This window comes from Bacillus sp. Je.9.29.b, from assembly GCF_051129925.1.
Lineage (GTDB): Bacteria > Bacillota > Bacilli > Bacillales > Bacillaceae > Bacillus > Bacillus safensis.
The window spans coordinates 298,387-320,591 of sequence record NZ_JBCPSO010000001.1 but is presented as its reverse complement, the minus strand read 5'-3'; the positions used below and the strand labels follow the sequence as shown (position 1 = coordinate 320,591).

24 protein-coding genes are annotated in these 22,205 nt (G+C 39.7%); 10 read left to right on the top strand and 14 right to left on the bottom strand.

All coding sequences use genetic code 11. The features are described 5' to 3' along the window. Positions 1–5: 5 nt before the first annotated feature. From cysT to ggt, 3 genes are all read right to left on the bottom strand, one after another. Positions 6–851, bottom strand: a complete 846-nt coding sequence (gene cysT, locus AAZR19_RS01690; RefSeq protein WP_041116359.1) for a sulfate ABC transporter permease subunit CysT — start codon at positions 849–851, stop codon at positions 6–8. Positions 852–862: 11 nt separating this feature from the next. Next, positions 863–1,900: a sulfate ABC transporter substrate-binding protein gene (locus tag AAZR19_RS01685; protein WP_076840905.1), complete on the bottom strand. Its 1,038-nt coding sequence runs from the start codon at positions 1,898–1,900 to the stop codon at positions 863–865. A gap of 262 nt (positions 1,901–2,162) precedes the next feature. Then, positions 2,163–3,914 (bottom strand): gamma-glutamyltransferase, encoded by a 1,752-nt coding sequence (gene ggt, locus AAZR19_RS01680; protein ID WP_434702138.1) that lies wholly within the window; start codon positions 3,912–3,914, stop codon positions 2,163–2,165. Positions 3,915–4,141: 227 nt separating this feature from the next. Here ggt and AAZR19_RS01675 point away from each other — a divergent pair, with 227 nt between their 5' ends. The 6 genes from AAZR19_RS01675 (at position 4,142) to AAZR19_RS01650 (ending at position 7,729) form a co-directional block, all read left to right on the top strand. Continuing rightward, a complete protein-coding gene (locus AAZR19_RS01675) occupies positions 4,142–4,600 on the top strand; it encodes an ASCH domain-containing protein (protein WP_041105925.1) in 459 nt (152 codons plus the stop codon). A gap of 206 nt (positions 4,601–4,806) precedes the next feature. Then, a complete protein-coding gene (locus AAZR19_RS01670; protein WP_024426775.1) occupies positions 4,807–5,424 on the top strand; it encodes a DUF47 domain-containing protein in 618 nt (205 codons plus the stop codon). 15 nt (positions 5,425–5,439) lie between these two features. After that, positions 5,440–6,438 (top strand): inorganic phosphate transporter, encoded by a 999-nt coding sequence (locus AAZR19_RS01665; RefSeq protein WP_017359158.1) that lies wholly within the window; start codon positions 5,440–5,442, stop codon positions 6,436–6,438. A 145-nt stretch (positions 6,439–6,583) separates the two neighbouring features. After that, positions 6,584–7,354 (top strand): type II toxin-antitoxin system SpoIISA family toxin, encoded by a 771-nt coding sequence (locus tag AAZR19_RS01660; protein WP_024424960.1) that lies wholly within the window; start codon positions 6,584–6,586, stop codon positions 7,352–7,354. Next, entirely contained in the window at positions 7,329–7,499 is a 171-nt protein-coding gene (locus AAZR19_RS01655; RefSeq protein ID WP_024424961.1) for a type II toxin-antitoxin system SpoIISB family antitoxin, read from the top strand. Before AAZR19_RS01660 ends, AAZR19_RS01655 begins: the two co-directional genes overlap by 26 nt. 98 nt (positions 7,500–7,597) lie before the next feature. Further along, the gene (locus AAZR19_RS01650) at positions 7,598–7,729 is read left to right on the top strand and encodes a type II toxin-antitoxin system SpoIISB family antitoxin (protein WP_120207232.1); all 132 of its coding nucleotides are present in this window, start codon (positions 7,598–7,600) and stop codon (positions 7,727–7,729) included. On the opposite strand, the gene AAZR19_RS01645 is transcribed toward AAZR19_RS01650, so the two are convergent. Continuing rightward, positions 7,718–8,617, bottom strand: coding sequence for an N-acetylmuramoyl-L-alanine amidase (locus AAZR19_RS01645; RefSeq protein WP_075622854.1), 900 nt, complete (start codon positions 8,615–8,617; stop codon positions 7,718–7,720). The genes AAZR19_RS01650 and AAZR19_RS01645 overlap by 12 nt on opposite strands. A 310-nt stretch (positions 8,618–8,927) precedes the next feature. Between AAZR19_RS01645 and AAZR19_RS01640 the strand changes: the two genes are divergently transcribed. Further along, positions 8,928–9,476, top strand: coding sequence for an ImmA/IrrE family metallo-endopeptidase (locus AAZR19_RS01640; protein ID WP_024424963.1), 549 nt, complete (start codon positions 8,928–8,930; stop codon positions 9,474–9,476). Positions 9,477–9,502: 26 nt separating this feature from the next. Here AAZR19_RS01640 and AAZR19_RS01635 read toward each other — a convergent pair whose 3' ends face one another. Continuing rightward, the gene (locus tag AAZR19_RS01635) at positions 9,503–10,126 is read right to left on the bottom strand and encodes a poly-gamma-glutamate hydrolase family protein (protein WP_024424964.1); all 624 of its coding nucleotides are present in this window, start codon (positions 10,124–10,126) and stop codon (positions 9,503–9,505) included. Positions 10,127–10,368: 242 nt separating this feature from the next. On the opposite strand from AAZR19_RS01635, the gene AAZR19_RS01630 reads away from it, so the two are divergent. After that, complete coding sequence (locus AAZR19_RS01630) at positions 10,369–10,740, top strand: DUF5412 domain-containing protein (RefSeq protein ID WP_041105917.1); 372 nt, start codon at positions 10,369–10,371, stop codon at positions 10,738–10,740. Positions 10,741–10,777: 37 nt separating this feature from the next. Here the strand turns inward: AAZR19_RS01630 and AAZR19_RS01625 are convergent, their stop codons facing one another. Beyond that, positions 10,778–11,602: a methyl-accepting chemotaxis protein gene (locus tag AAZR19_RS01625; protein WP_041105915.1), complete on the bottom strand. Its 825-nt coding sequence runs from the start codon at positions 11,600–11,602 to the stop codon at positions 10,778–10,780. 218 nt (positions 11,603–11,820) lie between these two features. Between AAZR19_RS01625 and AAZR19_RS01620 the strand changes: the two genes are divergently transcribed. After that, positions 11,821–13,293: an NAD(P)/FAD-dependent oxidoreductase gene (locus tag AAZR19_RS01620; protein WP_087975568.1), complete on the top strand. Its 1,473-nt coding sequence runs from the start codon at positions 11,821–11,823 to the stop codon at positions 13,291–13,293. A 35-nt stretch (positions 13,294–13,328) separates the two neighbouring features. On the opposite strand, the gene hag (AAZR19_RS01615) is transcribed toward AAZR19_RS01620, so the two are convergent. The 5 genes from hag (AAZR19_RS01615) to AAZR19_RS01595 form a co-directional block, all read right to left on the bottom strand. After that, the gene (gene hag / locus AAZR19_RS01615) at positions 13,329–14,150 is read right to left on the bottom strand and encodes a flagellin Hag (RefSeq protein WP_041105914.1); all 822 of its coding nucleotides are present in this window, start codon (positions 14,148–14,150) and stop codon (positions 13,329–13,331) included. A 286-nt stretch (positions 14,151–14,436) separates the two neighbouring features. Continuing rightward, a complete protein-coding gene (hag, locus tag AAZR19_RS01610) occupies positions 14,437–15,258 on the bottom strand; it encodes a flagellin Hag (RefSeq protein WP_041105913.1) in 822 nt (273 codons plus the stop codon). A 230-nt stretch (positions 15,259–15,488) separates the two neighbouring features. Beyond that, positions 15,489–17,039: a Kelch repeat-containing protein gene (locus AAZR19_RS01605; protein ID WP_434702131.1), complete on the bottom strand. Its 1,551-nt coding sequence runs from the start codon at positions 17,037–17,039 to the stop codon at positions 15,489–15,491. Positions 17,040–17,157: 118 nt separating this feature from the next. Further along, positions 17,158–18,339 carry an alanine racemase gene (gene alr / locus AAZR19_RS01600; protein ID WP_034621719.1) on the bottom strand — a complete coding sequence of 394 codons (1,182 nt, stop codon included), beginning with the start codon at positions 18,337–18,339 and terminating at the stop codon, positions 17,158–17,160. 171 nt (positions 18,340–18,510) lie between these two features. After that, positions 18,511–19,122: a GlsB/YeaQ/YmgE family stress response membrane protein gene (locus AAZR19_RS01595; RefSeq protein ID WP_434702128.1), complete on the bottom strand. Its 612-nt coding sequence runs from the start codon at positions 19,120–19,122 to the stop codon at positions 18,511–18,513. A gap of 140 nt (positions 19,123–19,262) precedes the next feature. Here AAZR19_RS01595 and AAZR19_RS01590 point away from each other — a divergent pair, with 140 nt between their 5' ends. Then, positions 19,263–19,610, top strand: coding sequence for a YunG family protein (locus AAZR19_RS01590; protein ID WP_087975684.1), 348 nt, complete (start codon positions 19,263–19,265; stop codon positions 19,608–19,610). A gap of 55 nt (positions 19,611–19,665) precedes the next feature. Here the strand turns inward: AAZR19_RS01590 and AAZR19_RS01585 are convergent, their stop codons facing one another. From AAZR19_RS01585 to AAZR19_RS01575, 3 genes are all read right to left on the bottom strand, one after another. Next, a complete protein-coding gene (locus tag AAZR19_RS01585) occupies positions 19,666–20,124 on the bottom strand; it encodes a GyrI-like domain-containing protein (protein ID WP_218677351.1) in 459 nt (152 codons plus the stop codon). 370 nt (positions 20,125–20,494) lie between these two features. Further along, the gene (locus AAZR19_RS01580; protein ID WP_087975573.1) at positions 20,495–21,628 is read right to left on the bottom strand and encodes a Rap family tetratricopeptide repeat protein; all 1,134 of its coding nucleotides are present in this window, start codon (positions 21,626–21,628) and stop codon (positions 20,495–20,497) included. 128 nt (positions 21,629–21,756) lie between these two features. Beyond that, positions 21,757–22,176, bottom strand: coding sequence for a GNAT family N-acetyltransferase (locus tag AAZR19_RS01575; RefSeq protein ID WP_024424975.1), 420 nt, complete (start codon positions 22,174–22,176; stop codon positions 21,757–21,759). Positions 22,177–22,205 lie beyond the last annotated feature (29 nt).

Here is a 22,205-nt window from a genome sequence, read left to right as displayed (position 1 = left end):
TGGTTTCACCTCACGTATACTTGTTTTTTCCGCTCAACATACCACTGAATGCCGTGAATCAATAACAGGATGAAAAATGAAAGAAGCAGCATCAAGCATGCAATCGCTGCTGCACCATGATAATCATATTGTTCAAGCTTGGACATGATCATCAGCGGTGTAATTTCTGTTTTAAACGGAATATTTCCAGCAATAAACACAACAGAGCCATATTCACCTAGCGCTCTTGCAAACGCAAGTGAAAATCCAGTCATCACCGCAGGAAACAAGGCCGGCAGCAGTATGTGAAAAAAGGTCTGTCTCCTTGTCGCACCAAGAATCGCCGCAGCCTCTTCCACTTCCTGCTGCAGCCCCTCTATCACAGGCTGAACGGTTCGGATAACGAATGGAATACCAATAAAAATCAGTGCCAAAATAATCCCAATCGGTGTGTACGCCACCTTTATATGCAGAAATTGACCAATCCATCCATTAGGAGAATAAAGGGTGGTGAGGGCAATACCCGCAACAGCTGTTGGGAGAGCAAAAGGCAAATCAATGAGAGCATCTAAGATTTTCTTTCCAGGAAATGTGTACCTGGCGAGAACCCAGGCAATCAGTACACCAAACCCTGCATTGATGAGAGCAGCTGCAAAGGAAGTCGTCACGGTCAACTGAAGCGACTTCAATACTCTTGCATCGGTAAAAACCTTCCAAATCCCCTCTGCTCCTAATGAAGCCGTCCAAATAAATACCATGGATAAAGGAATGACGACAATCGCACTCACATAAACGAGCGTCACCCCAAGGCTCAGCCCAAACCCAGGCAATATACGTTTTCTTTTATTGGCGGCTGCATGTGCTTTCTTCATCACATCGCCCCCTATTTTTGTCTGATGTATATTTGATCAAATAAGCCGCCATCATCAAAAAATCTTTTCTGCGCCTTTCTCCACCCGCCAAACGCTTGATCAATCGTCACCATATCAATCTTTTTAAACTGGTCTTTATATTTGTTTAAGACTTCTTGATTTCTAGGGCGATAATAGTTTTTCGCCGCAATTTCCTGCCCTTTTTTAGAATATAAATAATCTAAATAAGCCTTCGCCACTTTCTCTGTTCCTTTACGTTTCACATTTTGATCAACGACCGCAACAGGCGGCTCCGCTAGAATACTAATTGATGGGGTGACAATTTCAAATTTGTCTTTGCCTAGTTCGTGCTGCGTTAAATAGGCTTCATTCTCCCATGCAATTAACACATCCCCAAGTCCGCGTTCAACAAAGGTCGTTGTGGCTCCGCGTGCACCTGAATCAAGGACTTCGACATGTTCATATAGCTTTTTGACAAAACCCTTTGTTTTTTCTTCATTCCCATGAAATGTTTTATCGGCGTAGGCCCATGCAGCTAAGTAATTCCATCTCGCACCGCCGGACGTTTTCGGATTTGGCGTAATGATGGATACACCTGGCCGGATCAAATCGTCCCAATCTTTAATATTTTTGGGATTCCCTTTCTTCACAAGAAACACAATAGTCGATGTATACGGTGTTGACTGATTTGGAAATTCTTTTTGCCAATCTTTCGAAAGCAGTCCGCGATCTGCAATCGCATCAATGTCATACCCTAAAGCCAGTGTTGCCACATCTGCCTCGAGTCCATCAATAATCGATCTTCCCTGCTTTCCTGATCCACCATGAGACTGCTTGATCGTGACATCCTCACCTGTTTTGTCTTTCCAATACGTCTGAAAGGCTTGATTGTATTCCTGATACAATTCACGTGTAGGATCATACGAAACATTTAACAGCTCAACCTTTCCCTTTTGCTTTGAAGCTTCGTTTGCGTTTGAGCATGCAGTACTCGTCACAGCCAAGACTAATATAATGGTCACGACCCAGACCCATTTCCACTTTTTCATGTTATCCCGCTCCCCCGTTATCAAAAATAGTGACACCAACCTTGCCGTTTCATACGCAAAAAAAGACCCTTAGCCACCTGAAATACATCACAGTTCTGTACTTCAAATTGCCAAGAGCCTTCGGTTGTCCGATCAGCTATGTATGATTGATGTTAGTCTATATATTATTCAAACTATTCACAGGTGTCAACTATGTTTTTTCATTTAAACAAAAAAAGAAACGCCATCTTGAAGAGGCGCTTCTTTTCCCGGGAAATGGTTTTTAATCAGCAGATAGCTTTAAATTGACACCAACAGCGGTTCCATTTCTCGAGGAGTCAGCTACTCCTGTAAATGTCCCTGCTTTCCGATCAATGAGTAAGGCTTGCACATTTCCTATATCAATAGGTGAACTGCCAAAACGGTGACCCATGTCATTTAGCTTCGTTCTCACATCAAGGGGAACACCTACTTCGTAACGGTAAGAAGTTGTACTGTTTGTATAAATCCGCGGCTCTTCCACCGCATCTTGCAGCTCCATGTCGTATTCAAGCAAGTTTAGGATCGTTTGTGAAACAGAAGCAATAATGGTCGTTCCTCCAGGTGAGCCCACAGTCATGACCGGCTCGTTATCTTTGAATATGATGGTCGGGGTCATACTGGATAATGGACGCTTATTCGGCTGGACTTCATTTGCTCCGCCTGGTCTTGCGTCAAAATCTGTTAGTTCATTATTTAAGAAAAAGCCATATTCCGGAACAAGGATTCCTGTACCAAATAACTGTTCAATGGTTGTTGTAAATGACACGACATTTCCCCACTGATCGGCAACAGTAAAATGAGTGGTCTCGCCAATGGTTTTATCTTCTGGCTGCGGGACAATTGGGGATGGATTTTTTTCATCCTCATACGCCCATGGATCTCCTTCTTTCGGGTTTTTGTTCATTTGATCTAATTGAATGAGAGAAGCTCTTTTTGAAATGTAATCATCGTCTAGTAGTCCTTTTAGTGGAACATCTACGAATTCGGGGTCGCCTGCATATGCAGCACGGTCAGCATAGGAGAGATGCATTGTTTCAGCTAGCAGCTGATATTTTTCGAACGATTTGGGGTCATATTGTGATAGATTGAAGTGATCTAGTATTTTGAGCATTTGCAGCATAAACACACCGCCTGAGCTTGGTGGAGGCATACTTGCAAGCTGGTATCCTTTATAGTCCCCCCAGATAGGCTTGTCAGTCTTGACCTCATAACGACCAAGGTCATCAGTTGTCATCGTTCCGCCAAAATCTTGGACTGTATTTGCAAGTGCTTTTGCTACTTTTCCTTCATAAAATGCTTTGCTTCCTTTTTTTGCAATGAGCTTAAATGTTTTCGCAAGACTTGGCTGTACAAGCAGATCGCCTTCTTTGAGCGGCTGATCATCTGGAAGAAAGATTGGCGCTGCAGCCGTTTTTTTCAGCTTTTCTTGATGATCTTCAATGGCTTTTGCTAGAACAGAATCGATTTCAAATCCATCCTCTGCAAGCTGAATGGAAGGCTCAATCAATTCCTTCATCGAACGGGTTCCCCACTTATCTAATGCTGCTTCGAGACCTTTTACTGTCCCTGGAACACCAACCGCATTACCGTGTGCGGACCGCTCAGCAAATGGGATGACTTTTCCCTCATCCGTTAAAAACATGTCAGGTGTTGCGCCCTGTGGTGCTCGTTCTCTACTATTGATGATGGATGTTTCTTTTGTCTTTCCATCATAAACCATCATAAAACCACCGCCGCCAATTCCAGACATCATTGGCTCTGTCACATTCAGTGCGTACTGGATGGCAACAGCAGCATCCACTGCGTTTCCACCTTTCTTCAATACATCAGCACCTACTTCTGATGCCAGTGGGTGAGCAGTAGCCACCATGCCATCTTTACCAACAGCTACTTTACTCCCATGAGATTCGTTCGCATTGACTTGGCTGACAGGCAGAAAAAACGAGAAAACAAACAGACATATGGACAAAACAGTTAGAGAAATGCGTTTCATGAACAACACCCCTTCCATATTCTTACTTTGACCTTACCGACTTCTTGACCAGAATACAATAGATTATTCTAAAATTTCAAAAATTTTCATCCTATCATCCTACATTTCCCAAATCAAACATTGTTTTTCAAAACATATGACGCACTCACTCATTAGGAATAAAGACACAGCATTTCCAACGATTCAGCTTCAAGGTATAATAAACACAACAAAGAGGGGGAAAAACATTGAACAACAAAAGCAGATTATTTTGGGAAGACTATTGGAAAGAGAAATCAGAAAAAGCACCTGCTGATGCGTTTGTTTCGGCGTGGGCATTCGGCTCAGATCCAGATCATTTGCTTGATCTTGTAAAGCAAGGAAAAAAAACAGCCACTTGTTCTGGACACCTTTTTTATGAAAAGGAACAAGAGCCGCTTCCACAACCCGGACAATATGCGGTCATTTTGGACAGCCAGGAAGAGCCAAAAGCCATCATTGAAATTACACATGTAGATATCATGCCAATGAATGAAGTCCCCGTATCATTTGCACAAGCAGAGGGTGAAGGCGACTTATCTTATGACTATTGGTACAGAGAACATAAAGAATTTTTCACAGAAGCACTCCAATCATACGGTTTAGAATTCAAAGAGGATATGCTTCTTGTTTGTGAACGGTTTAAGCTGATTCATTCAGCTTCTTAGCCTTTAAGCGGCGCCAAATATGGCCCGCTTTTTTCGTTGCTTTTCCCCTTTTAGAAAAAGGTGAGTTGAGATCACATCTTTAGGTCAGAATAAGATCAAATAGAAAAAGTGAAGAAATTTTCGACTACACCTGTTTTTTTTCGACAAAAGAATATATAATTATTTGATGTGTGCATTGTCTCATTTATACAATGGAGGGTTTTTACATGTTAAAAAGGAAAAAAGACAAGTTTTCCGTCTTGTTAACGGAAATTGCTAAAAATTTAGATGAAACTGCTGAGTATTTTGTTAGCTATAAAGTAACAAATCAAACCACTCTGAAAGAATTTTCTGACACATTGAAGGAATATGAGACAAAAGGTGATAATCATGTTCATACCATGATTAAAGAGCTGAACAAAGCCTTTATTACACCGATTGAACGTGAAGACATTCTTCAATTGACGAATAGCCTCGATGATGTTTTAGATGGAATTGAGCATTTTTCCGCAACATTAGAAATTTACTCAATCACAAGCTCTGACGAACATATCGACAAATTCAGCCACTACATCAGAGAGTGTGCGAAAGAAATTTTAATCACAATTGATCTACTAGCTGAAAATCGCTTGAAAGATATTCATCCGCACGCAATCAAGATTAAAGAGATTGAACATAATTGTGACAATCTTCATCGTAAATCATTAAAGAACTTGTTTGGAAAAGAAACAGATCCAATTAAAGTGATTCAATACAAAGAAATTTACGAAACACTTGAAGAAATCGCTGATTCCTGTCAAAGTGTTGCCAACAATCTAGAAACAATCATTATGAAGAATGCGTAACGGGGTTAGTTAAACATGGACACATTACTCATCCTTACCATACTTATTGTCATTTGTGCACTTGCTTTTGATTTCATTAACGGGTTCCACGATACAGCAAATGCCATTGCGACTTCAGTTTCAACGAAGGCATTAAAGCCTAGACATGCGATCATCATGGCAGCGTTCATGAACTTCTTAGGAGCAATGACATTTACAGGTGTGGCAAAATCCATTACAAAAGATATCGCAGATCCATTCACACTTCAAAACGGCTCTGTTGTGATCTTGGCTGCTTTAATTGCCGCTATCACATGGAACTTGCTTACTTGGTATTACGGGATTCCGAGTAGTTCTTCACATGCATTAATCGGATCAATTGCAGGTGCGGTTATTGCCTCTGCCGGTTTTGGCGCTTTAAACTATTCGGGATTCATTAAAATCATTCAAGCACTTTTGCTTTCACCTATCCTAGCTTTCGTATTGGGATATATCGTATATACCATTATCAAAATTATATTTAGAAACAACAATCTCGCAAAAACAAATAAACAATTCCGACGTGTTCAAATTTTAACGGCTGCACTGCAATCGTATACCCATGGGACAAACGATGCGCAAAAAGCGATGGGTATTATTACGATGGCTTTAATTGCTGGTAATTTGCATACAACAGACGACATTCCTTTCTGGGTACAATTCTCTTGTGCGCTTGCAATGGGACTCGGTACTTCTATCGGCGGCTGGAAGATTATCAAAACAGTCGGCGGTAAAATTATGAAAATTCGTCCAGTAAACGGAGTATCTGCCGACTTAACGGGTGCAGCTATTATCTTCGGTGCGACGTTTATTCACTTACCTGTTAGTACGACTCACGTTATCTCATCTTCTATTCTAGGTGTAGGTTCTGCACACAGAGTCAAAGGGGTTAACTGGGGTACGGCAAAACGTATGCTTGTCACTTGGGTGATTACATTACCGATTTCAGGAACTCTAGGAGCTCTTATATACTTTGTGTTAAATGCGATTCTCTAATATCAAAGACCTGTCAGACAGGTCTTTTTTTATTTGCCCGCACACTTAAAACTCTTCTTCTGCAGGACATTTTTTCATGAAGCAGGGTTTCCAATCATATCCATAGAAATAAACAAGTATTCATCTGTCTATGGGAGAGAAGAACATGCTATTATTTTTTCAATTGACTGTATGGTTATTGCTAGGTGCTCTGGCTGTGTATGTATTTGCGGTTTGGCGCTTTGAACAAAAAGTAAAAGAAAAGATGTTTGCCATTCGTAAAACGTGGTATTGGATTTATGTAGCAGGTGCTGTTGTTTACTGGACAAATGACCCTTCTTCTATCTTCACCGACTGGATGCACTACTTGATCATTGCCGTATTTTTCGCATTAACCGATGCTTTCATCTTTCTTAGCTCCTATATTAAGAAACTCGGAAATCATGAGCTGGAAACTGACACGCATCAACTCCTTGAACAAAATAACGATCTGCTTCATTCCTACCTCAATAAACTAAAAACGTACCAATACCTATTGAAAAATGAACCGATCCATGTATATTATGGAAGTGTAGAGGCATATATAGAGGGAATTGAGCGGCTGATTTATTCTTTTGCCGACAAGATGAATATTCAAGCGGTGCTTTGTCCATACGATATGCAGGAACAAAAAGACGACCTGCTTCGGACACTTGACCAGCGGGCTCTTATTCAGGCGAAGCTTGACAGGCAGGAAGTATATTACGATGATTTCGGTCATTTAGTGCTCATCCCATTTTCTGTAGCAGATGCTCATTTTGTCATTAAGCTCACCTCCGATGAGATTGTCACGGAGTTCGACTATTTATTAATGACATCACTTACAACAATTTATGACCTAATCTTGCCTGACGAAGAGGAAGGTGATGAAGATGGACCACGCACTTCAAGGGGATAACAACAATCCTAAGAAAAATCCTTTTAAGATTTTAAAGAAAAAACGCCATATCAGTATGGCCGATTATAAGGTAAGCCCCCATACTGAGCGAATTTTTAAAAAGAATGAACAGCTTCTGGATGAGTATAAAAACAAAAAGGCATGATTACACTAAAGGACGCGGAACGAATTCCGCGTCCTGATTCCATTTTTACATAGACTTGCATACAATACACTATACGCTGCAACGATTGAGGTGCCAAAATGAAAAAGAAAATCAAACAACTGAGATATGTTCAGTTTGCCGAATATCAGCCGTCCCCATATACTAAGCGATTAATTGAAAAGAGTGAAACAGCCATCCAATCATACAAACAGAAACACTCACTGATTTAACAGTTTAAGCAGCTTCTCCTTCGTTTTAGGACCGTATATTCCATCACTTGTCAAACCGTTCACCAGCTGAAAGCGCGCTACGGCATTCGCCGTTTTTTCTCCGTAAACACCATCGATGCCTTTATCTGCAGCCGATTTATCAGGATAAAAATATACAGCAGCAAGCGCTTTTTGGACGAGGCGTACGTGCTCTCCCTTCGTTAGAGGCGAAGTCACCTTTAAAATCCCATCTGGCAGCTCATACATCATTTTTCCATCGTTTCGATAAATTTTGAGAACCTGTCCAATTTGAATCTTGTTCGGGTCGCTAATGTTATTCCACTTTTGAAGATCTTGAACTGTGACGTCATGAGCTTTGGCAATACTCGTTAACGTATCCCCGCTTTTGACGACATAAGTGATGACCGTCTCAGGGTCTCCTGCCGTTTCAATTCCTTTTTTAAATTCATCCCACGTAGCGAGAAGCAGGCGCGGACATGCTTTTCCAGACCAGTGCTGATGTGTGACCACATTCGCTAGTGGAATGTTATGTTCTTTCAGCAGCTTTTGAATGAGCCATTGCGCATGTTTGACCGCTTGCTGGAAATTTCCATCTTCATTTTCACAAATTTCAATGCCGATCGACTTTCTGTTCCCATTTCCATGTCCGTCCCCTGCATGCCAGCCATTTTCATTTAACGGCAGATGCTGAAAGATTTCATGATCATCCACTGTAAAGTGCCAGCTCACTTCTGTCGTTGGTCGTTTCACATATGCCGCATGACTTTTCGCATCCGCTCCCTTTGACGTGTTTGCTGTGTTATGAACCGTCACATACATCGGTGTCATGGCGTATCCTGGGCGGTTCCCGTTTCCAACTGGAATAAAATCTTGATAAATTTCTACCATGTTCTGCACTCCCTTTTGCTAAATTGAATTGATCTTTCTCATCAATTGGTGGCGTTCGTAAGACAATTTGGGTTTGTTTTAGTGATAAGACTATGGTAAAATTTGAATTCAATCCACTCTTTTTAGTAATGGAAAACGCAAAAATGAAGAAAAAAACAGGAATTAATTCCATTTTTCCTTGATTTTATGTTAAAATTGTTAAAAATAAGCCGATATTAAAAGTAAGTAATAGCTTCATTAGCTATTTAGTCCTATATGGACTTTTCTTTTACGTCAAAAACAGAACATACGTTTGCCTGGAGGTTTTTAAATGACTGGTTTTTTAACCCATTTAGAAGAAGAGATTAAGCGGTTATATGCCAAATTACAAATAAGCGGTCCTGCTTATAGAGACATGCAAAGGATCGCTTCTGAATTTCATGTATGGGTCCACTATGAGGATACTGGCAGCATGATGATCAAACATCAAGGTCTTTACAGTATTATATTAAACAGATCTCTATCGTCAGAGGAACAATGGCAGGATTTTGCCCACGAGCTTTGTCATGTACTGAAGCATGCAGGCAATCATTTCAAGATGCACAAACTCTTTCGAGAACTGCAAGAGTTTCAGGCTAAACAATTCATGTATCACTTTTGTGTGCCGACCTTTATGCTGATGCAAATGAAGCTTCCAAACCTTCGGCAGCAAGCTATTTTGCACATTGCGCAAACATTTCACGTCACCTGGGCTTTCGCTGAAAAGCGGCTGGCCTTGTTCGAACAGCGGAAAGCAGGCATTCGCTTCCAACAAGAGTTTACATCTTATTTAATGAAAGCCGAGAAGGTCGCGGAAAAAGAAGCTGTTTATCAAACGTAAGCCTCTTCTGCATAGGGCGACAGGGTTTATCCATAAAGATTTAATACTTGCTTGAGTACATTTGTGTACCGATAAAATTGCTCATTTTGCGTTTCACGGCGATAGCGCCGTCTGAAGTCTTGAAAGAATGCTCTTCTTTGCGCCTGACTGATTTCAAGCTGTACACTTTTTCCGGTCAGACATTGATTATTAATATTGTGAGGATGTGTTCCAGAATAGCGATCAGATTCAGATAGCAGCACTGCGGGAAATCCATTAAGCGTTAAACGTTTCACTGTTTCTGCCGCTTTTTCTCTGTCTGTCCCGCCCACTAATGTTTGAAGCACCTCCGTTTCCCCGTAGCCATGGAGCGCAAACGTGTAATGATGGGCATGCACTAGAGAAAGGCAGACCGGCTCATTGAAACGTGTGCTTGTAATATGAAGCACATGATTGCCTTTCACTTTAAGGCCTTCAAATAAATACATAGAATCATCACTTGCGATTTCATGAATGAGCTCACTCACGCCAGATTCAATTCCCCCAGCATGAGGGGACAAAACCAAAAGCTGGTCACCTTTCCGCTCGTGAAGAATTTGATAGTCGATTCCCTCTCTTTCATGAGCGGAAAGCTCTTCATAACTTTGATATGTATCAATGATTTGCGTCATTCCATCTTCCCCATTTCTCTATATGAGCATAAGTCTACTGATCTTAAATTCTTTTGTAAAGGGATTTCGCATGACCTATCGACTTAATACATCCTTAAATTTTCCTTATCTTTTCGCCTATCTGTTGAATTTTGAGAAAAAATGACCGATAATTGAAATGAATAGAACTTTTGGACTATATGAATCTTTTTGCATTCTCTCTCATAAATTAGAAATATTGTGATCTACATCTGGAGGAATTCATGTTAAAAAAGAAAACCACCATCACCCTTGTCATCTTAATCCTTAGCTTCGCTGGCATCATTTACTGGAAATGCTTTTCTCTTCAAGGCGTATCTCACGGAACCTTTATCCGCTCGATGACATCACCTGACGGAACATATATCATCAACACCTATCGACATAGCGGAGGGAAACTAAAGGAGAACGCAGTTAGAGCAGAGATTGAAAACAAACTCACCCACCGAAAGAAAACGATTTACTGGAAATACCCTGATAAAGACCCTCTCATCAAATGGAAAAATGGACAGCTTGTTCAAATTGGGCATGAGTTTTTAAATGTGGTAAAGGGAGAAACATACGATTATCGATTTGACCGGAACAAAAGAAAATAGCGTATCAAAAAAAACGAATCCCTCTTGGATTCGTTTTTTACGTTGACATCACATGCTGCATGAATTCTTTCATTTCTTTACTTACGCTCGTTAGTCGTTCCACAATTTCACTAAACTCTGTCACAAGTAAAGCCTGCTCTGATGATGAACCTTTCATATGGTCCATACTCTCAAGTAATGTATGTATATTAGAGGAAATCCCTTGCAGTGAGCTTTCAATGTTTTCTGTTGCACGTGAAGTTTCACTTGAAAGCTTTTGAACCTCACTGGCTACAACACTAAAACCAGCCCCCTCTTTTCCTGCCCTGGCTGCTTCGATTGACGCATTCAATCCGAGCAAACTCGTTTGTTTCGAAATGCCCTTAATCATTTTTGTAATATCAGATGTTTTTTTCGAGCTTTCAAGTGTTTGCTGCGTTTGTAAGGTCATTTCCTCACTTGTCGCAGAAAGCTCTTCTGAATGTGCCGCCACCACATGCACCTTTTCTTGAATACTTTGAATGATGTCATTTAATGACTCCATATATGCTTCAAGCTCTAATTGATTTTTAAGTGGATAACCTAAAGCGAGTGCGCCGATCACTTGTTGATTTTCATCAAAAATTGGCAGACCCATTGCATTTAACGGTATTCCGTAAACCGATTCAGGCACAAACATACTTGATGTCTCACCTCTGAGCGCTTTTTTCATATTTAAATCATCTGGCTTAATGAGTTCTCCGGCTCGAATTTGAAAATCCACATCTTTCGATGGCAAATACAGCAAGAATTTCTCTCGATCAATGACACCCATCGTCACTTCGTTTTTTAAAATCTGCATCATATAAGGTGCTGCTGTCACAATACTCTGTAGTATATCCAATTTCTCTACCCCCTTATATAGTTTATCGGTCGTTCTTCTTAAATTAATAGTTACTTTTTAAAAATAATGATGATGATTAGAAGAAATTCTTCATAATTACGAGTAAAAAGAAGTACTTTTCCTTTCTATATTCAAACGCATATTTGCTATAATTAATGAATCAACATATGATGAAATGGTCATGTAACCATTTTGTGTATTCATTGGAGGCGCATGTTGTGACACAACCCATGAAATATGAGCGGGCAATCGTCATTGGCGGAGGAATCACCGGGATGCTCGCTGCAAAAGTTTTATCAACATATTATCATCAAGTCTTAATTATTGAAAAGGATGAACTGCCAGACTCTCCTGAGAATCGTCTCGGCACTCCTCAAGCCTTTCATCCACATAGAATGCTGCCGCTTGGCAAGCAAATCGTTGAACGTCTATTCCCTGGTTATACAAAAGAGTTACTGGCAATGGGCGGATTTAATACAAGGAATCAAACCTCTCGATTTATCACAAAAGATGGCGAATTAACGCTCACTGATACAGAAGAAACCGCCGTCACAAGACGCGCGATGCTAGAGTGGGTGCTGATAGAAAGAATTGTAAAAGAGGACCGTGTGCAGTTTTTAGAAAAACATGAAGCCATCTCTCTTCAGTTTAAAGAGGGAACAAATCAGGTCATGGGGCTCATCGTGAAGAACCGGCAAGTAAAACCTGGAAGCATTCATGAAATGAAAGCAGACTTAGTGATCGATACGTCTGGAAGAATGTCCAAATTGCCAAAATGGCTGAAAAACGCTGGATGGACATTACCAAAGACTGATGAGTTACATGTGTTTCTAGGCTACAGCACAAGATATTATCACATACCATCAGAGGCCCCACCCCTGCAATCAATGGTCGTAGTTGGCCAGCCAGACAAGCAAATCCCAACAGGGCTGTTTGAACGGGTAGATCATGATTTAGTGGCTGTTCTTCTTTCTGCAGCCGGCGGTTCACATTATCCAACAACGGATGATGCTCAATTTGATTCAGAAACCGCTGCACTGACCCATCCCGCGATAGCAGAAGCCATCACCCATTTAACGCCCTTTACAAAACCAAAAGGATTTAGAGTCCCTTCTTGCGTAAGACATCACTATGAACACATGCAGGATTGGCCAAGTGGATTATTGGTGATGGGCGATGCCTTGTGTACGTTAGATCCCATTCATGGACAGGGCATGACAAAGGCAGCCCTCGAAGCACAAACACTTGACCGTATGCTCAAACTAGCACAAAAAAATGAGCGGCTGTCTTTTGAAAAGGACACATTACAACAAATGCAGCAAGCGAGTGAACTTGGCTGGTGGCTTTGTGCGATTGCTGATTTGGCGTGGGACGGCGTCGAGTTAAAAGGAGAAACAACCATCCCCTACTTGACGTTCGTACAGGAATTTTTAAATCGCTACGTACAATACGCCATTGTCACAAAACAGCCTAAACGTCTTGAAGCGTATCACCGGATGCATTCTTTTTTATTAGAACCGAGAGAAATCATCAACTTAGAACAGCTGCACGACATAATTCAAGCTGACACCTCAGGAGAAACCGCCGAATGGTGGAAGCAATGGGATCAAAAGAACGATGAAGGCAACCGAGCTTTTTTCCATGAAGCGGTTCCTGACTTCCGTCTAAAGCACTTGCTGTCATTCGATTGAAACAAAAAAAAGCCCCTTTAAAGGGGGCTTTTTCATTAACGTAATAATTGAAGTACGTTTTGCGGCTGCTGGTTTGCTTGCGCTAGCATTGCTTGAGATGCTTGAGAAAGAATGTTGTTCTTTGTGAACTCACTCATTTCTTTCGCCATGTCAACGTCACGAATACGAGACTCAGCAGCTGTTAAGTTTTCAGCAGAAGCACCAAGGTTATTGATTGTGTGCTCTAGACGGTTTTGGACTGCACCAAGTGCTGAACGCTGTTTAGATACAGCGCCGATTGCTTCATCAATTTTCGCTACTTCGACGTCAAAGTCAAAACCATCTTCATTTACTGAAATATCTTTGACAGTCAATGTTTCAGCGTCCATTTTGCCGATCTTTACGTTGATATTTTGCGTAATGTTCGCTCCGATTTGGAATTGGAACCCTTCCTCAACGCTACCATCCAACAGATTCTTTCCGTTAAATGCTGTACGCTGAGAAATACCATCAATTTCATCAACCAAAGCAGTGAGTTCTTCTTGAATAGCTGTTAAATCTTCTGTTTGTTGAGTTCCAACGTTACCTGCTTGAACTGTTAATTCACGCATACGTTGAAGAATCGCATGTGTTTCAGTTAATGCACCTTCAGCAGTTTGAATAAGAGAAATGCCATCTTGTGCGTTTTTAGACGCCATTTCTAATCCGCGGATTTGTCCACGCATTTTTTCAGAGATCGCAAGACCTGCTGCGTCATCTCCTGCACGGTTGATACGAAGTCCAGAAGAAAGCTTCTCCATGTTCTTTTGCCCTGCACCATTGTTGGCAGACAAACGGTTCAATGTGTTAAGTGCTGCGATATTGTGGTTAATTCTCATGTTAAATGACCTCCGTGTGTTTGAACCAATTGGACGTCCTTATCCAAAAGTTCTAAATTAGAATTTTTTTGTAAGCCTTACAATCCATTTATCGAACTTTAATGGAATATGTTTAACAAAAAAGGAATAAATAAGGAATAAGTCTCATTCAATATGATCGTTTCGCTAGAGTATGCCAAATTTAAAGGTCATTTTTCATGATTTATCAGAGGGATTTAAGAATCATAAGTCTGGAGAAAACGCGAAGAATAAAGCATAAAAAAAAGCCCCATAAAGGGGCCTGTCATTAACGTAGTAATTGAAGTACGTTTTGTGGCTGTTGGTTCGCTTGTGCAAGCATTGCTTGAGACGCTTGAGAAAGAATGTTGTTCTTAGTGAACTCACTCATTTCTTTCGCCATGTCAACGTCACGGATACGAGACTCAGCAGCTGTTAAGTTTTCACCAGAAGCACCAAGGTTGTTGATTGTGTGCTCTAGACGGTTTTGGACTGCACCAAGTTTAGAACGCTCTGAAGATACACTTTTAATTGCTGTATCGATTTTTGCGATTTCTGTGTCAAAACTGAAACCAGTAGCCGCAACATCAATAGTATCTACGCCTAGAGTAGTTGCATCCATGCTACTAATTGTAACATTGATATTTTGAGTTGCATTAGCACCAATTTGGAAAGTAAAACCTGTAGTTTCAGTACCATCTAATAGTTTTTTTCCGTTGAATTCAGTACGATTAGAAATTCCATCGATTTCTTCAACAAGTGCATCCATCTCATCTTTAATAGCAGTTAAATCCTCAGTTTGCTGAGTACCTGTGTTACCTGCTTGAACAGTTAGTTCACGCATACGTTGAAGGATCGCATGAGTTTCAGTCAATGCACCTTCAGCTGTTTGGATAAGAGAGATACCGTCTTGTGCGTTTTTAGACGCCATTTCTAATCCGCGAATTTGTCCACGCATTTTTTCAGAGATTGCTAGACCTGCAGCGTCATCTCCTGCACGGTTGATTTTAAGACCAGAAGAAAGTTTCTCCATGTTCTTTTGGCTCGCACCGTTGTTTGCAGACAAACGGTTTAATGTGTTAAGTGCTGCGATATTGTGGTTAATTCTCATTTCCTATTACCTCCATGTATGTGGGACCTGACAGACGTCCTTGTCTGAAAAAAGTCCTTTATTCTAGGGCTTATCAACCCTGACAATTCTATTATCGGATGTGTTTATAGGATGTTTAGCAGATTTTTTAAAAAATATCGTATTTTTTCATGATATTGATCCTAATTTTAACAATTTTATAAAAATAAAAGCTGCTGATCTCTTATCAGCAGCTTTACAATTTATGAATTTCAGTATTGCTTGATATCAAACATTAAGATATTTTGGTACACGACATAATCCTTCTTACTTGTGAAAGGACCTTTATTGTGTTCATCATTGATTTCATAGAAGTTCATACCAATTCCAAAGCTTCTTTCTTTATACCAGTTAAGAAAATCGTTGATTTCTTTCATTGAAAGCAAATAATCCTTTTGAAGCCCATTTATGATCGTAATTGAAAGTATACCTTTTGTTGCTTCTTCACCAGGTTTTGTCCCGTCCTGATCTTTTGGTTCTTCAGTTGAACCATCACCAGGTTTTGTCCCGTCCTGATCTTTTGGTTCTTCAGTTGAACCATCACCTGGCTTTGTCCCGTCCTGATCTTTTGGTTCTTCAGTTGAACCATCACCTGGCTTTGTCCCGTCCTGATCTTTTGGTTCTTCGGTTGTACCGTCACCTGGCTTTGTCCCGTCCTGATCTTTTGGTTCTTCGGTTGTACCGTCACCTGGCTTTGTCCCGTCCTGATCTTTTGGTTCTTCCGTTGTGCCATCACCTGGCTTTGTTTCACCTTCAGCAATTTGCAAATCTTTTAATGAAATAGATATCACTGATTTGTAATCACTTTTAATCGATTTTGAATGAAAATATTCCTGAAAATTTCTTCCACCTATGATATATATCGTATCATCAAGTGTTACAGCACTTGACCCCACTCTAGCTTCAGGCAATTTGCTTATACTTTTTTTCACAGAATTAGACTTAACATCATAATATTGTGTATAAGGTGAGATTACGCTAGACCTGTCATCGTCATACTGACCGCCAGCCATAAACAATTTCCCCTCATATGTTGTAAATGCAGCCCCTAATTGATAAAACTTTAACTGTGATTTTGTTTGTACCCATTGATTTGTTTCAATGCTATATTCATATACTTGGGCATTTTTGTGATTACTAACTGTTCTTTCCCCGCCTGTGACATAAATTTTATTATTAATAACTTCTGACATAGACATTCCCGTAAATTGCTGAGGAAACATTTTTAATTGTTGCCATTTATCCGTTTTTGTATCATAACTATAAAAATTATGTTCTTGATAAGGACTTTTATTCGTTGCAAGAATATAAATTTTATCGTTTTCTTCAGTCGCAATAATATCTCCATTTGTCACAGCAGAACTTGGTATTAAGATTGGTTTTTCCGACCATTTATCGGATTCTGTATCATAAATATCAATCGTATTTTCGCTCTCTCGGTATGCACCTCCAATGACGTATATTTTCTTACCTATAGCCACTGCCGTACTATCTGTTCTTTTTCTAGGCATATCTGCTTTTGAGCTCCACTCATTTTTATGAGGATCATACATGTAAGTATTTTTATTACTATATGCCTTTTCACTACTTCCCCCAAAAACAAAAATCTTCCCATCTACTACTGCGGAACTAGAATGAAGTCTCTCTTCCGGTAAGTCCGCTCGCTTCGTCCACCCATTTGTTTCATCAGCATGAGCTTTTAACGGATGAATTGTGACCATCATAAAAATGGTCAAAAGCACTAAGAATAAACCTTTTTTCATTATTTCATTCCTCCAAATCTTAAATATCCCTCCTTTTATCGACATATTTGTAATAAAATTTAATTTTTATCATTGTACACCACAACAAATATCCTAAAATTGTACATGTTATTTACCCTCACACATACATCACCGGCGTTGATATTTTAATAATCTTTCCGCCGCGACGATAAAATCTTGGGACGCGGCGGCTTAAGGTGGCGATGACTTCGTAGTTGATCGTATTGAGCATTTCGGCGATTTCATCGACAGAAATTTCTCCGCCCTTTTGACGACCATATATGACGACTTCTTCGCCTTGCTTTGCTTTCATTTCTCCTAAACTGATCATGGTCATATCCATTGTGACGCGGCCAGCAATCGGCATTCGTTTTCCTCGGAAAAGCATGAATCCTCGATTGGATAAAGCACGTGAGTACCCATCTGCATAACCTATTGGTATGGTTGCTATAACTTCATCAGGTTTTGCTACATAGGTTGCCCCATAGCTGACGGTTCTTGGCTTTGTCACCATTTCCTTCACGAACGCAATCCTTGCTTTTAAACTGAGAGCGGGCTCTAGCTGAACAGCGTCTAAACTCTCAATGTATTGCGAGGGATACAGTCCATATAGCCCGATGCCGAGCCGAATCATATCTGCGCTAAATTCAGGAAACGCGATAGCAGCCGCTGTATTGTTCATATGTACTGTGGGCAGTGTAATGCCTTGTTTTTTTAAGAAACGAAGAAAATCAATAAAAATGCTGTGCTGCAGCAGTGTGAAATCAGGGTCAGGCTCATCCGCAGTGGAGAAATGCGTAAATATTCCATCCCACCTCAGGTTTTCACTCTTTTCAAGCGCCTCCACCACCTCTAACAGCTCTTCCTTTGTCCGTACACCTAATCGTCCCATCCCTGTGTCAACATTGACATGAATCCCAAGGCGATGCTGACTTTCTTCTTCCGCTAAAATCTCATTTGCTTGAACAATCCAGTCTTCTCGAAGCCCGGATAGGTCAATTCTCCAGGCTGCAGCCCTTTTCACACAGTCGAGCGGGGTAAATCCAAGGACCAGAATCGGTGCTTCAATTTTTGCTCTTCGCAATACAATGCCTTCTTCCAAGCTGGCAACCGCAAGCTCTGTCGCACCGCTTTCTAGTGCCTGCCGCGCTACTTCAACTGAACCGTGTCCATAAGCATTCGCCTTTACGACAGCCATGATCTTACTTTTCCTTGGAATATGTGCTTGAATGGCTTCGATATTTCTTTTAATCGCGTCAAGATTGACCTCGATCCAGACTTCCCTGCAAAGCTTTTGCATGTATGTTTCCTCCAGTCATTTCGATATCAATGTTCGTTTTCGTGTCTAGTCTATCTTTATTCATTTTTGAGAAAAACATTCAACCGCAATGACTGAACCAGCTTTGTCTTGATGGACATAAAAAAAGAAACCACCTCAAATTGTGATTTCTTCTTTATGAACAGCCATTTATTAATCCACAGATTTCATCATTGAATTAATTTCATGATAAATCTCCTCCAGATTTTCTCGTTCAGTCAAATATTCGGCAGTGCTCTTACGAACAGGCACATCAAATGTCAGAAAGGTGAGCGTGATCGTTGATGATTCCTGATCATTCATAGTTAATCTCAATTCAAGTGTCGAGATCTCTTCATTATTATCAATCTCAACAGATTGTTCAATCGGCACACCATCTTCTAACATGTCAACTTGTTTCAACTCTTTCAAGGAAAGCTCAGTGACTTCAAACTTGAATTTTCGAGATGAGCCGCCAGGTTGATGTGTAATAAAGCGTATTATCTTTCGCTCATCATCAATCGCAAAGCCTTTATCAACTTTTTGTGAAAAAAGGTATGTGGAAGCCTGAAACCCGTCTTCTTGAAAAAGCATCATCATTTTATCTAATAATATATTTGGATCATTCTTTTCTTTTTGCCTTTGCAGCCTTCCCGCTATCCATAAAATGACCATTGCACCGATGATGCTAAAAACCGTTCCCAGCCCATTACCTACATCTACGAAAACAGTAAAGCCTAAAATAGCAACAATAAAAGCGATTACAATGCCTATGATGAATATCACTCCATGCTCCTCCTGTCATGACCCTCATTGTTATATTGGTTTAATCAAGTATAGCATCTGGATTTTAATCGAAAAAAAATCTACAATAGACTAAACAGATACTATATTCATTTCGCTTTTAAATAGAAAGGATTTTTATGATGAACCTCTACACGACAGACGAAATCATTGATGCTCTTTTTAAAGCCTGGTCCTCTCAATCTAGTTCAAAATGGAGTAAAGACAACCCGGCCAATGGACAATGCGGTGTCACTTCTTTAGTCGTCCATGATCTTTTAGGCGGAAAAATAAACAAAACCGCATTACCCAACGGATGGCACTTTTACAACGTAGTGAATGGAACAAGAATCGACTTTACTTCTTCACAATTCTCTGAGGAAATCGTTTATATGGATGTACCTTCAAATCGAGAAGAAGCATTTGAAGATACGAATGAGGATCAATATCGATATTTAAAGGAACGAGTCCTAAAATATTTAAACATATAATATTCATGAAAACAGACCATAAGAGGTCTGTTTTCATTGCAGTTTGATAAAGTGTTTAAAAGATAGGCAGTAAGAATTCACACACCTTATCTTCGCCTTCTTCTTCTTTATATCTCTCCATTATAGGTGCCTGACGCATGTTTAATCGATTGTTTTGGATCATTTGAGGCAATTGTCTCCAAAACAAATTCACTTTTTCAGTTGTATGTGTCACCGTAAACACAGCATACTTTCCTCCTTCAAAATGGCCAGTCTGAACCATTTGATCTTTTGAGAAATCTCTATTTGTCATAAGCATGAGGTCGTATCTGCATTTTTCTGATGGAATTTTTCCAGGATCATCTTGAGGAACACCATATATGCCATATTCCTTTAATTCATCATTTAAATGATGTTGCTTCATCCATTTTTTAAATCTCTTCATCATCTCAAAATTCTCTTTGCTGCCATATGATCCGATATTTCTCATATACACCATTTTCATATTCGTTAACATTTCAATTTTGTAATTCATGATTTCCCTCCAACTCGTATTGGAAGACTGGCCAATCATTCCTTACAAACAACGGTAACATCCTTTAAAATAGAATGCAGTAGGATATTAAAAATAATGTAGTGTATGATGGGAAATACATATTTTTCAAGATTTGAATCTTTAAAACAAAAAAGAACTGACAACGGCCGCTCCCTTTCTATTACGATTCATTTTTTGAAGGCTTAGCACATTGAAAACCAAAAAAGGCATTAAAAAGGCTCTTTTAGTTTAAGCAAAATAACCGATACTAGATGTATGTCCTCTTTGGGCTTCATTATGGATATCGTTTGACGAAACATAGCTAAAAGCACCTAACACACTGACAATTATAAATACGGTTGCTACTGACTTAAATTTCATAAAGACAGTCTCCCCTTTTAATTTGGTGTTGGAAATATAGAATCTTCTCATAAAATTCGTTTGAGCGTTCAATATCTCCTGCTTTATTATAATGCTTCGCTGCATCTTTCGCTAAATCTTCAAGATTTGCAAAAAAAGACTTTGATTCCAAATAAGCCATTGACTCTGTTATACGATTCACATTGTTATCTATATATAGTGATTTCAACATAATGAATGTATTTATAAAAATATCATCCTTTAATTTTTCAGCTAATTCAAATCCATAGTTTAATGCATATAAACCTAAATCACTCTGATCATTTTTAAAGTATGATTTTGTCAACATGACCAGCGGATCAAGAATTTTGTTTAAATGCTCATAACCTTGTTCTTTAAATGAATGAATAGATTCATTAAAATATTTAATTGCCATTGAAAGGTCATTATGATGAAAATAACTCAACCCTAAATTATAGAGTGCTGATCCTTTTAATCGTTTTGTTGAGTTGTCGGCGGCTTTTTCTAGTGCGTGTTGAAAATGGGGTATTGCTTTTTCGGGGCAGCCCATATCTATATAGTTTAATCCGATCACAAAAGAACATTGTATTTCTCTTACAGTGTATGTATCTTTTTCTCGATAGCATTGTATCGCCTGTGCGATATGGTGCATGGACATGTGGGTTTGTTTCATGTGGTAATAGATTTCAGCCATCTTGTAATTGAACTCGGCCCGTTCAATATCGTCGCTGACAAGAGACAGCTTTTTTTCTGCCCGTTTATAGAAGGTAATCGCATTTAGGTATTCATAGTTTTCAAATTCATACATGCCGTAGAAAAAATTGAAGTAATACTCGAGTAATCCTGTTAATTTCTCTTGGTCCCTTTTGATCTTCATTGCGAGCTCCTTGAAGTTGGCCCGCTCTTTCCCATTTTCTAAAGGATTCAAGTAATCAAGCATTAATTTATGTCTGAACTCCATGAGTGAGAAATACAATAATAAATCTTGATTTTCTTCCATATGATCAAGCATTGATTTGATTTCCTCTTTATATGCTTCGGCGTCCGGTACGTTAAATCTTTGAATATGATAATACCATTCATTGATTTTCAAACCGACGTGAGAAGAAAGCACTTTCTCCATCAGCCCTTACCCCTTCCTCTATTTTCCCTATAATGACATATATTATCATTTTATGAACCATTCGACACCGAAAAGAAACCGCAAAAAAGCCCTATAAAGGGCCCGTGAATGATAAGATAAAAAGACTTCTATTCATAAATAAGCACCCAGTATTCCGCCCCAGGTTCTCCTTCTTCTACAACAGCCTTCCACCCTCTTTTTTGATAAAAAGATAAAGCTTTGTGATTTTCGGAGACGCATTTGAGGGTGACCGGTGTTCCCAAAACTTTTATCGCTTGTTTGAGCAGCAGATCGCCTGCCCCTTGACCAGCAGCTTCTGGATGTACAAACAAGAGGTGAATAAAACGATCTGGTACATATAGAGAAATGAATCCAAGGATTTTATTGTTCTCCTCAGCTAAGAAAATTTGCTCTTCCTGCGTATCTTGATCAAAATCTTGCAGATTGAGTTCTTCTGGATTGAGCCAGTGAAAGCTCTGGCGCCGTGATTCTAAATAGATTTGTCTTAATTGTGGATAATCGATCGTTTTTGCTTCTCGAATGAGCAATAGAATTCCCCCGTTTTTATTGAAATGTG

What these genes read in the sequence shown, in the direction of transcription:
- AAZR19_RS01650 (WP_120207232.1), top strand. Translation starts at nt 7,598, where the DNA reads ATGAAAAAGAAAATCAAACAACTGAGATATGTTCAGTTTGCCGAATAT.
- cysT (WP_041116359.1), bottom strand. Translation starts at nt 851, where the DNA reads ATGAAGAAAGCACATGCAGCCGCCAATAAAAGAAAACGTATATTGCCT.
- AAZR19_RS01635 (WP_024424964.1), bottom strand. Translation starts at nt 10,126, where the DNA reads ATGACGCAAATCATTGATACATATCAAAGTTATGAAGAGCTTTCCGCT.
- ggt (WP_434702138.1), bottom strand. Translation starts at nt 3,914, where the DNA reads ATGAAACGCATTTCTCTAACTGTTTTGTCCATATGTCTGTTTGTTTTC.
- AAZR19_RS01645 (WP_075622854.1), bottom strand. Translation starts at nt 8,617, where the DNA reads ATGGTAGAAATTTATCAAGATTTTATTCCAGTTGGAAACGGGAACCGC.
- AAZR19_RS01655 (WP_024424961.1), top strand. Translation starts at nt 7,329, where the DNA reads ATGGACCACGCACTTCAAGGGGATAACAACAATCCTAAGAAAAATCCT.
- hag (WP_041105914.1), bottom strand. Translation starts at nt 14,150, where the DNA reads ATGAGAATTAACCACAATATCGCAGCACTTAACACATTGAACCGTTTG.
- AAZR19_RS01605 (WP_434702131.1), bottom strand. Translation starts at nt 17,039, where the DNA reads ATGAAAAAAGGTTTATTCTTAGTGCTTTTGACCATTTTTATGATGGTC.
- AAZR19_RS01670 (WP_024426775.1), top strand. Translation starts at nt 4,807, where the DNA reads ATGTTAAAAAGGAAAAAAGACAAGTTTTCCGTCTTGTTAACGGAAATT.
- AAZR19_RS01665 (WP_017359158.1), top strand. Translation starts at nt 5,440, where the DNA reads ATGGACACATTACTCATCCTTACCATACTTATTGTCATTTGTGCACTT.
- AAZR19_RS01685 (WP_076840905.1), bottom strand. Translation starts at nt 1,900, where the DNA reads ATGAAAAAGTGGAAATGGGTCTGGGTCGTGACCATTATATTAGTCTTG.
- alr (WP_034621719.1), bottom strand. Translation starts at nt 18,339, where the DNA reads ATGCAAAAGCTTTGCAGGGAAGTCTGGATCGAGGTCAATCTTGACGCG.
- AAZR19_RS01585 (WP_218677351.1), bottom strand. Translation starts at nt 20,124, where the DNA reads ATGAATTACAAAATTGAAATGTTAACGAATATGAAAATGGTGTATATG.
- hag (WP_041105913.1), bottom strand. Translation starts at nt 15,258, where the DNA reads ATGAGAATTAACCACAATATCGCAGCACTTAACACATTAAACCGTTTG.
- AAZR19_RS01590 (WP_087975684.1), top strand. Translation starts at nt 19,263, where the DNA reads ATGAACCTCTACACGACAGACGAAATCATTGATGCTCTTTTTAAAGCC.
- AAZR19_RS01660 (WP_024424960.1), top strand. Translation starts at nt 6,584, where the DNA reads ATGCTATTATTTTTTCAATTGACTGTATGGTTATTGCTAGGTGCTCTG.
- AAZR19_RS01640 (WP_024424963.1), top strand. Translation starts at nt 8,928, where the DNA reads ATGACTGGTTTTTTAACCCATTTAGAAGAAGAGATTAAGCGGTTATAT.
- AAZR19_RS01630 (WP_041105917.1), top strand. Translation starts at nt 10,369, where the DNA reads ATGTTAAAAAAGAAAACCACCATCACCCTTGTCATCTTAATCCTTAGC.
- AAZR19_RS01580 (WP_087975573.1), bottom strand. Translation starts at nt 21,628, where the DNA reads ATGGAGAAAGTGCTTTCTTCTCACGTCGGTTTGAAAATCAATGAATGG.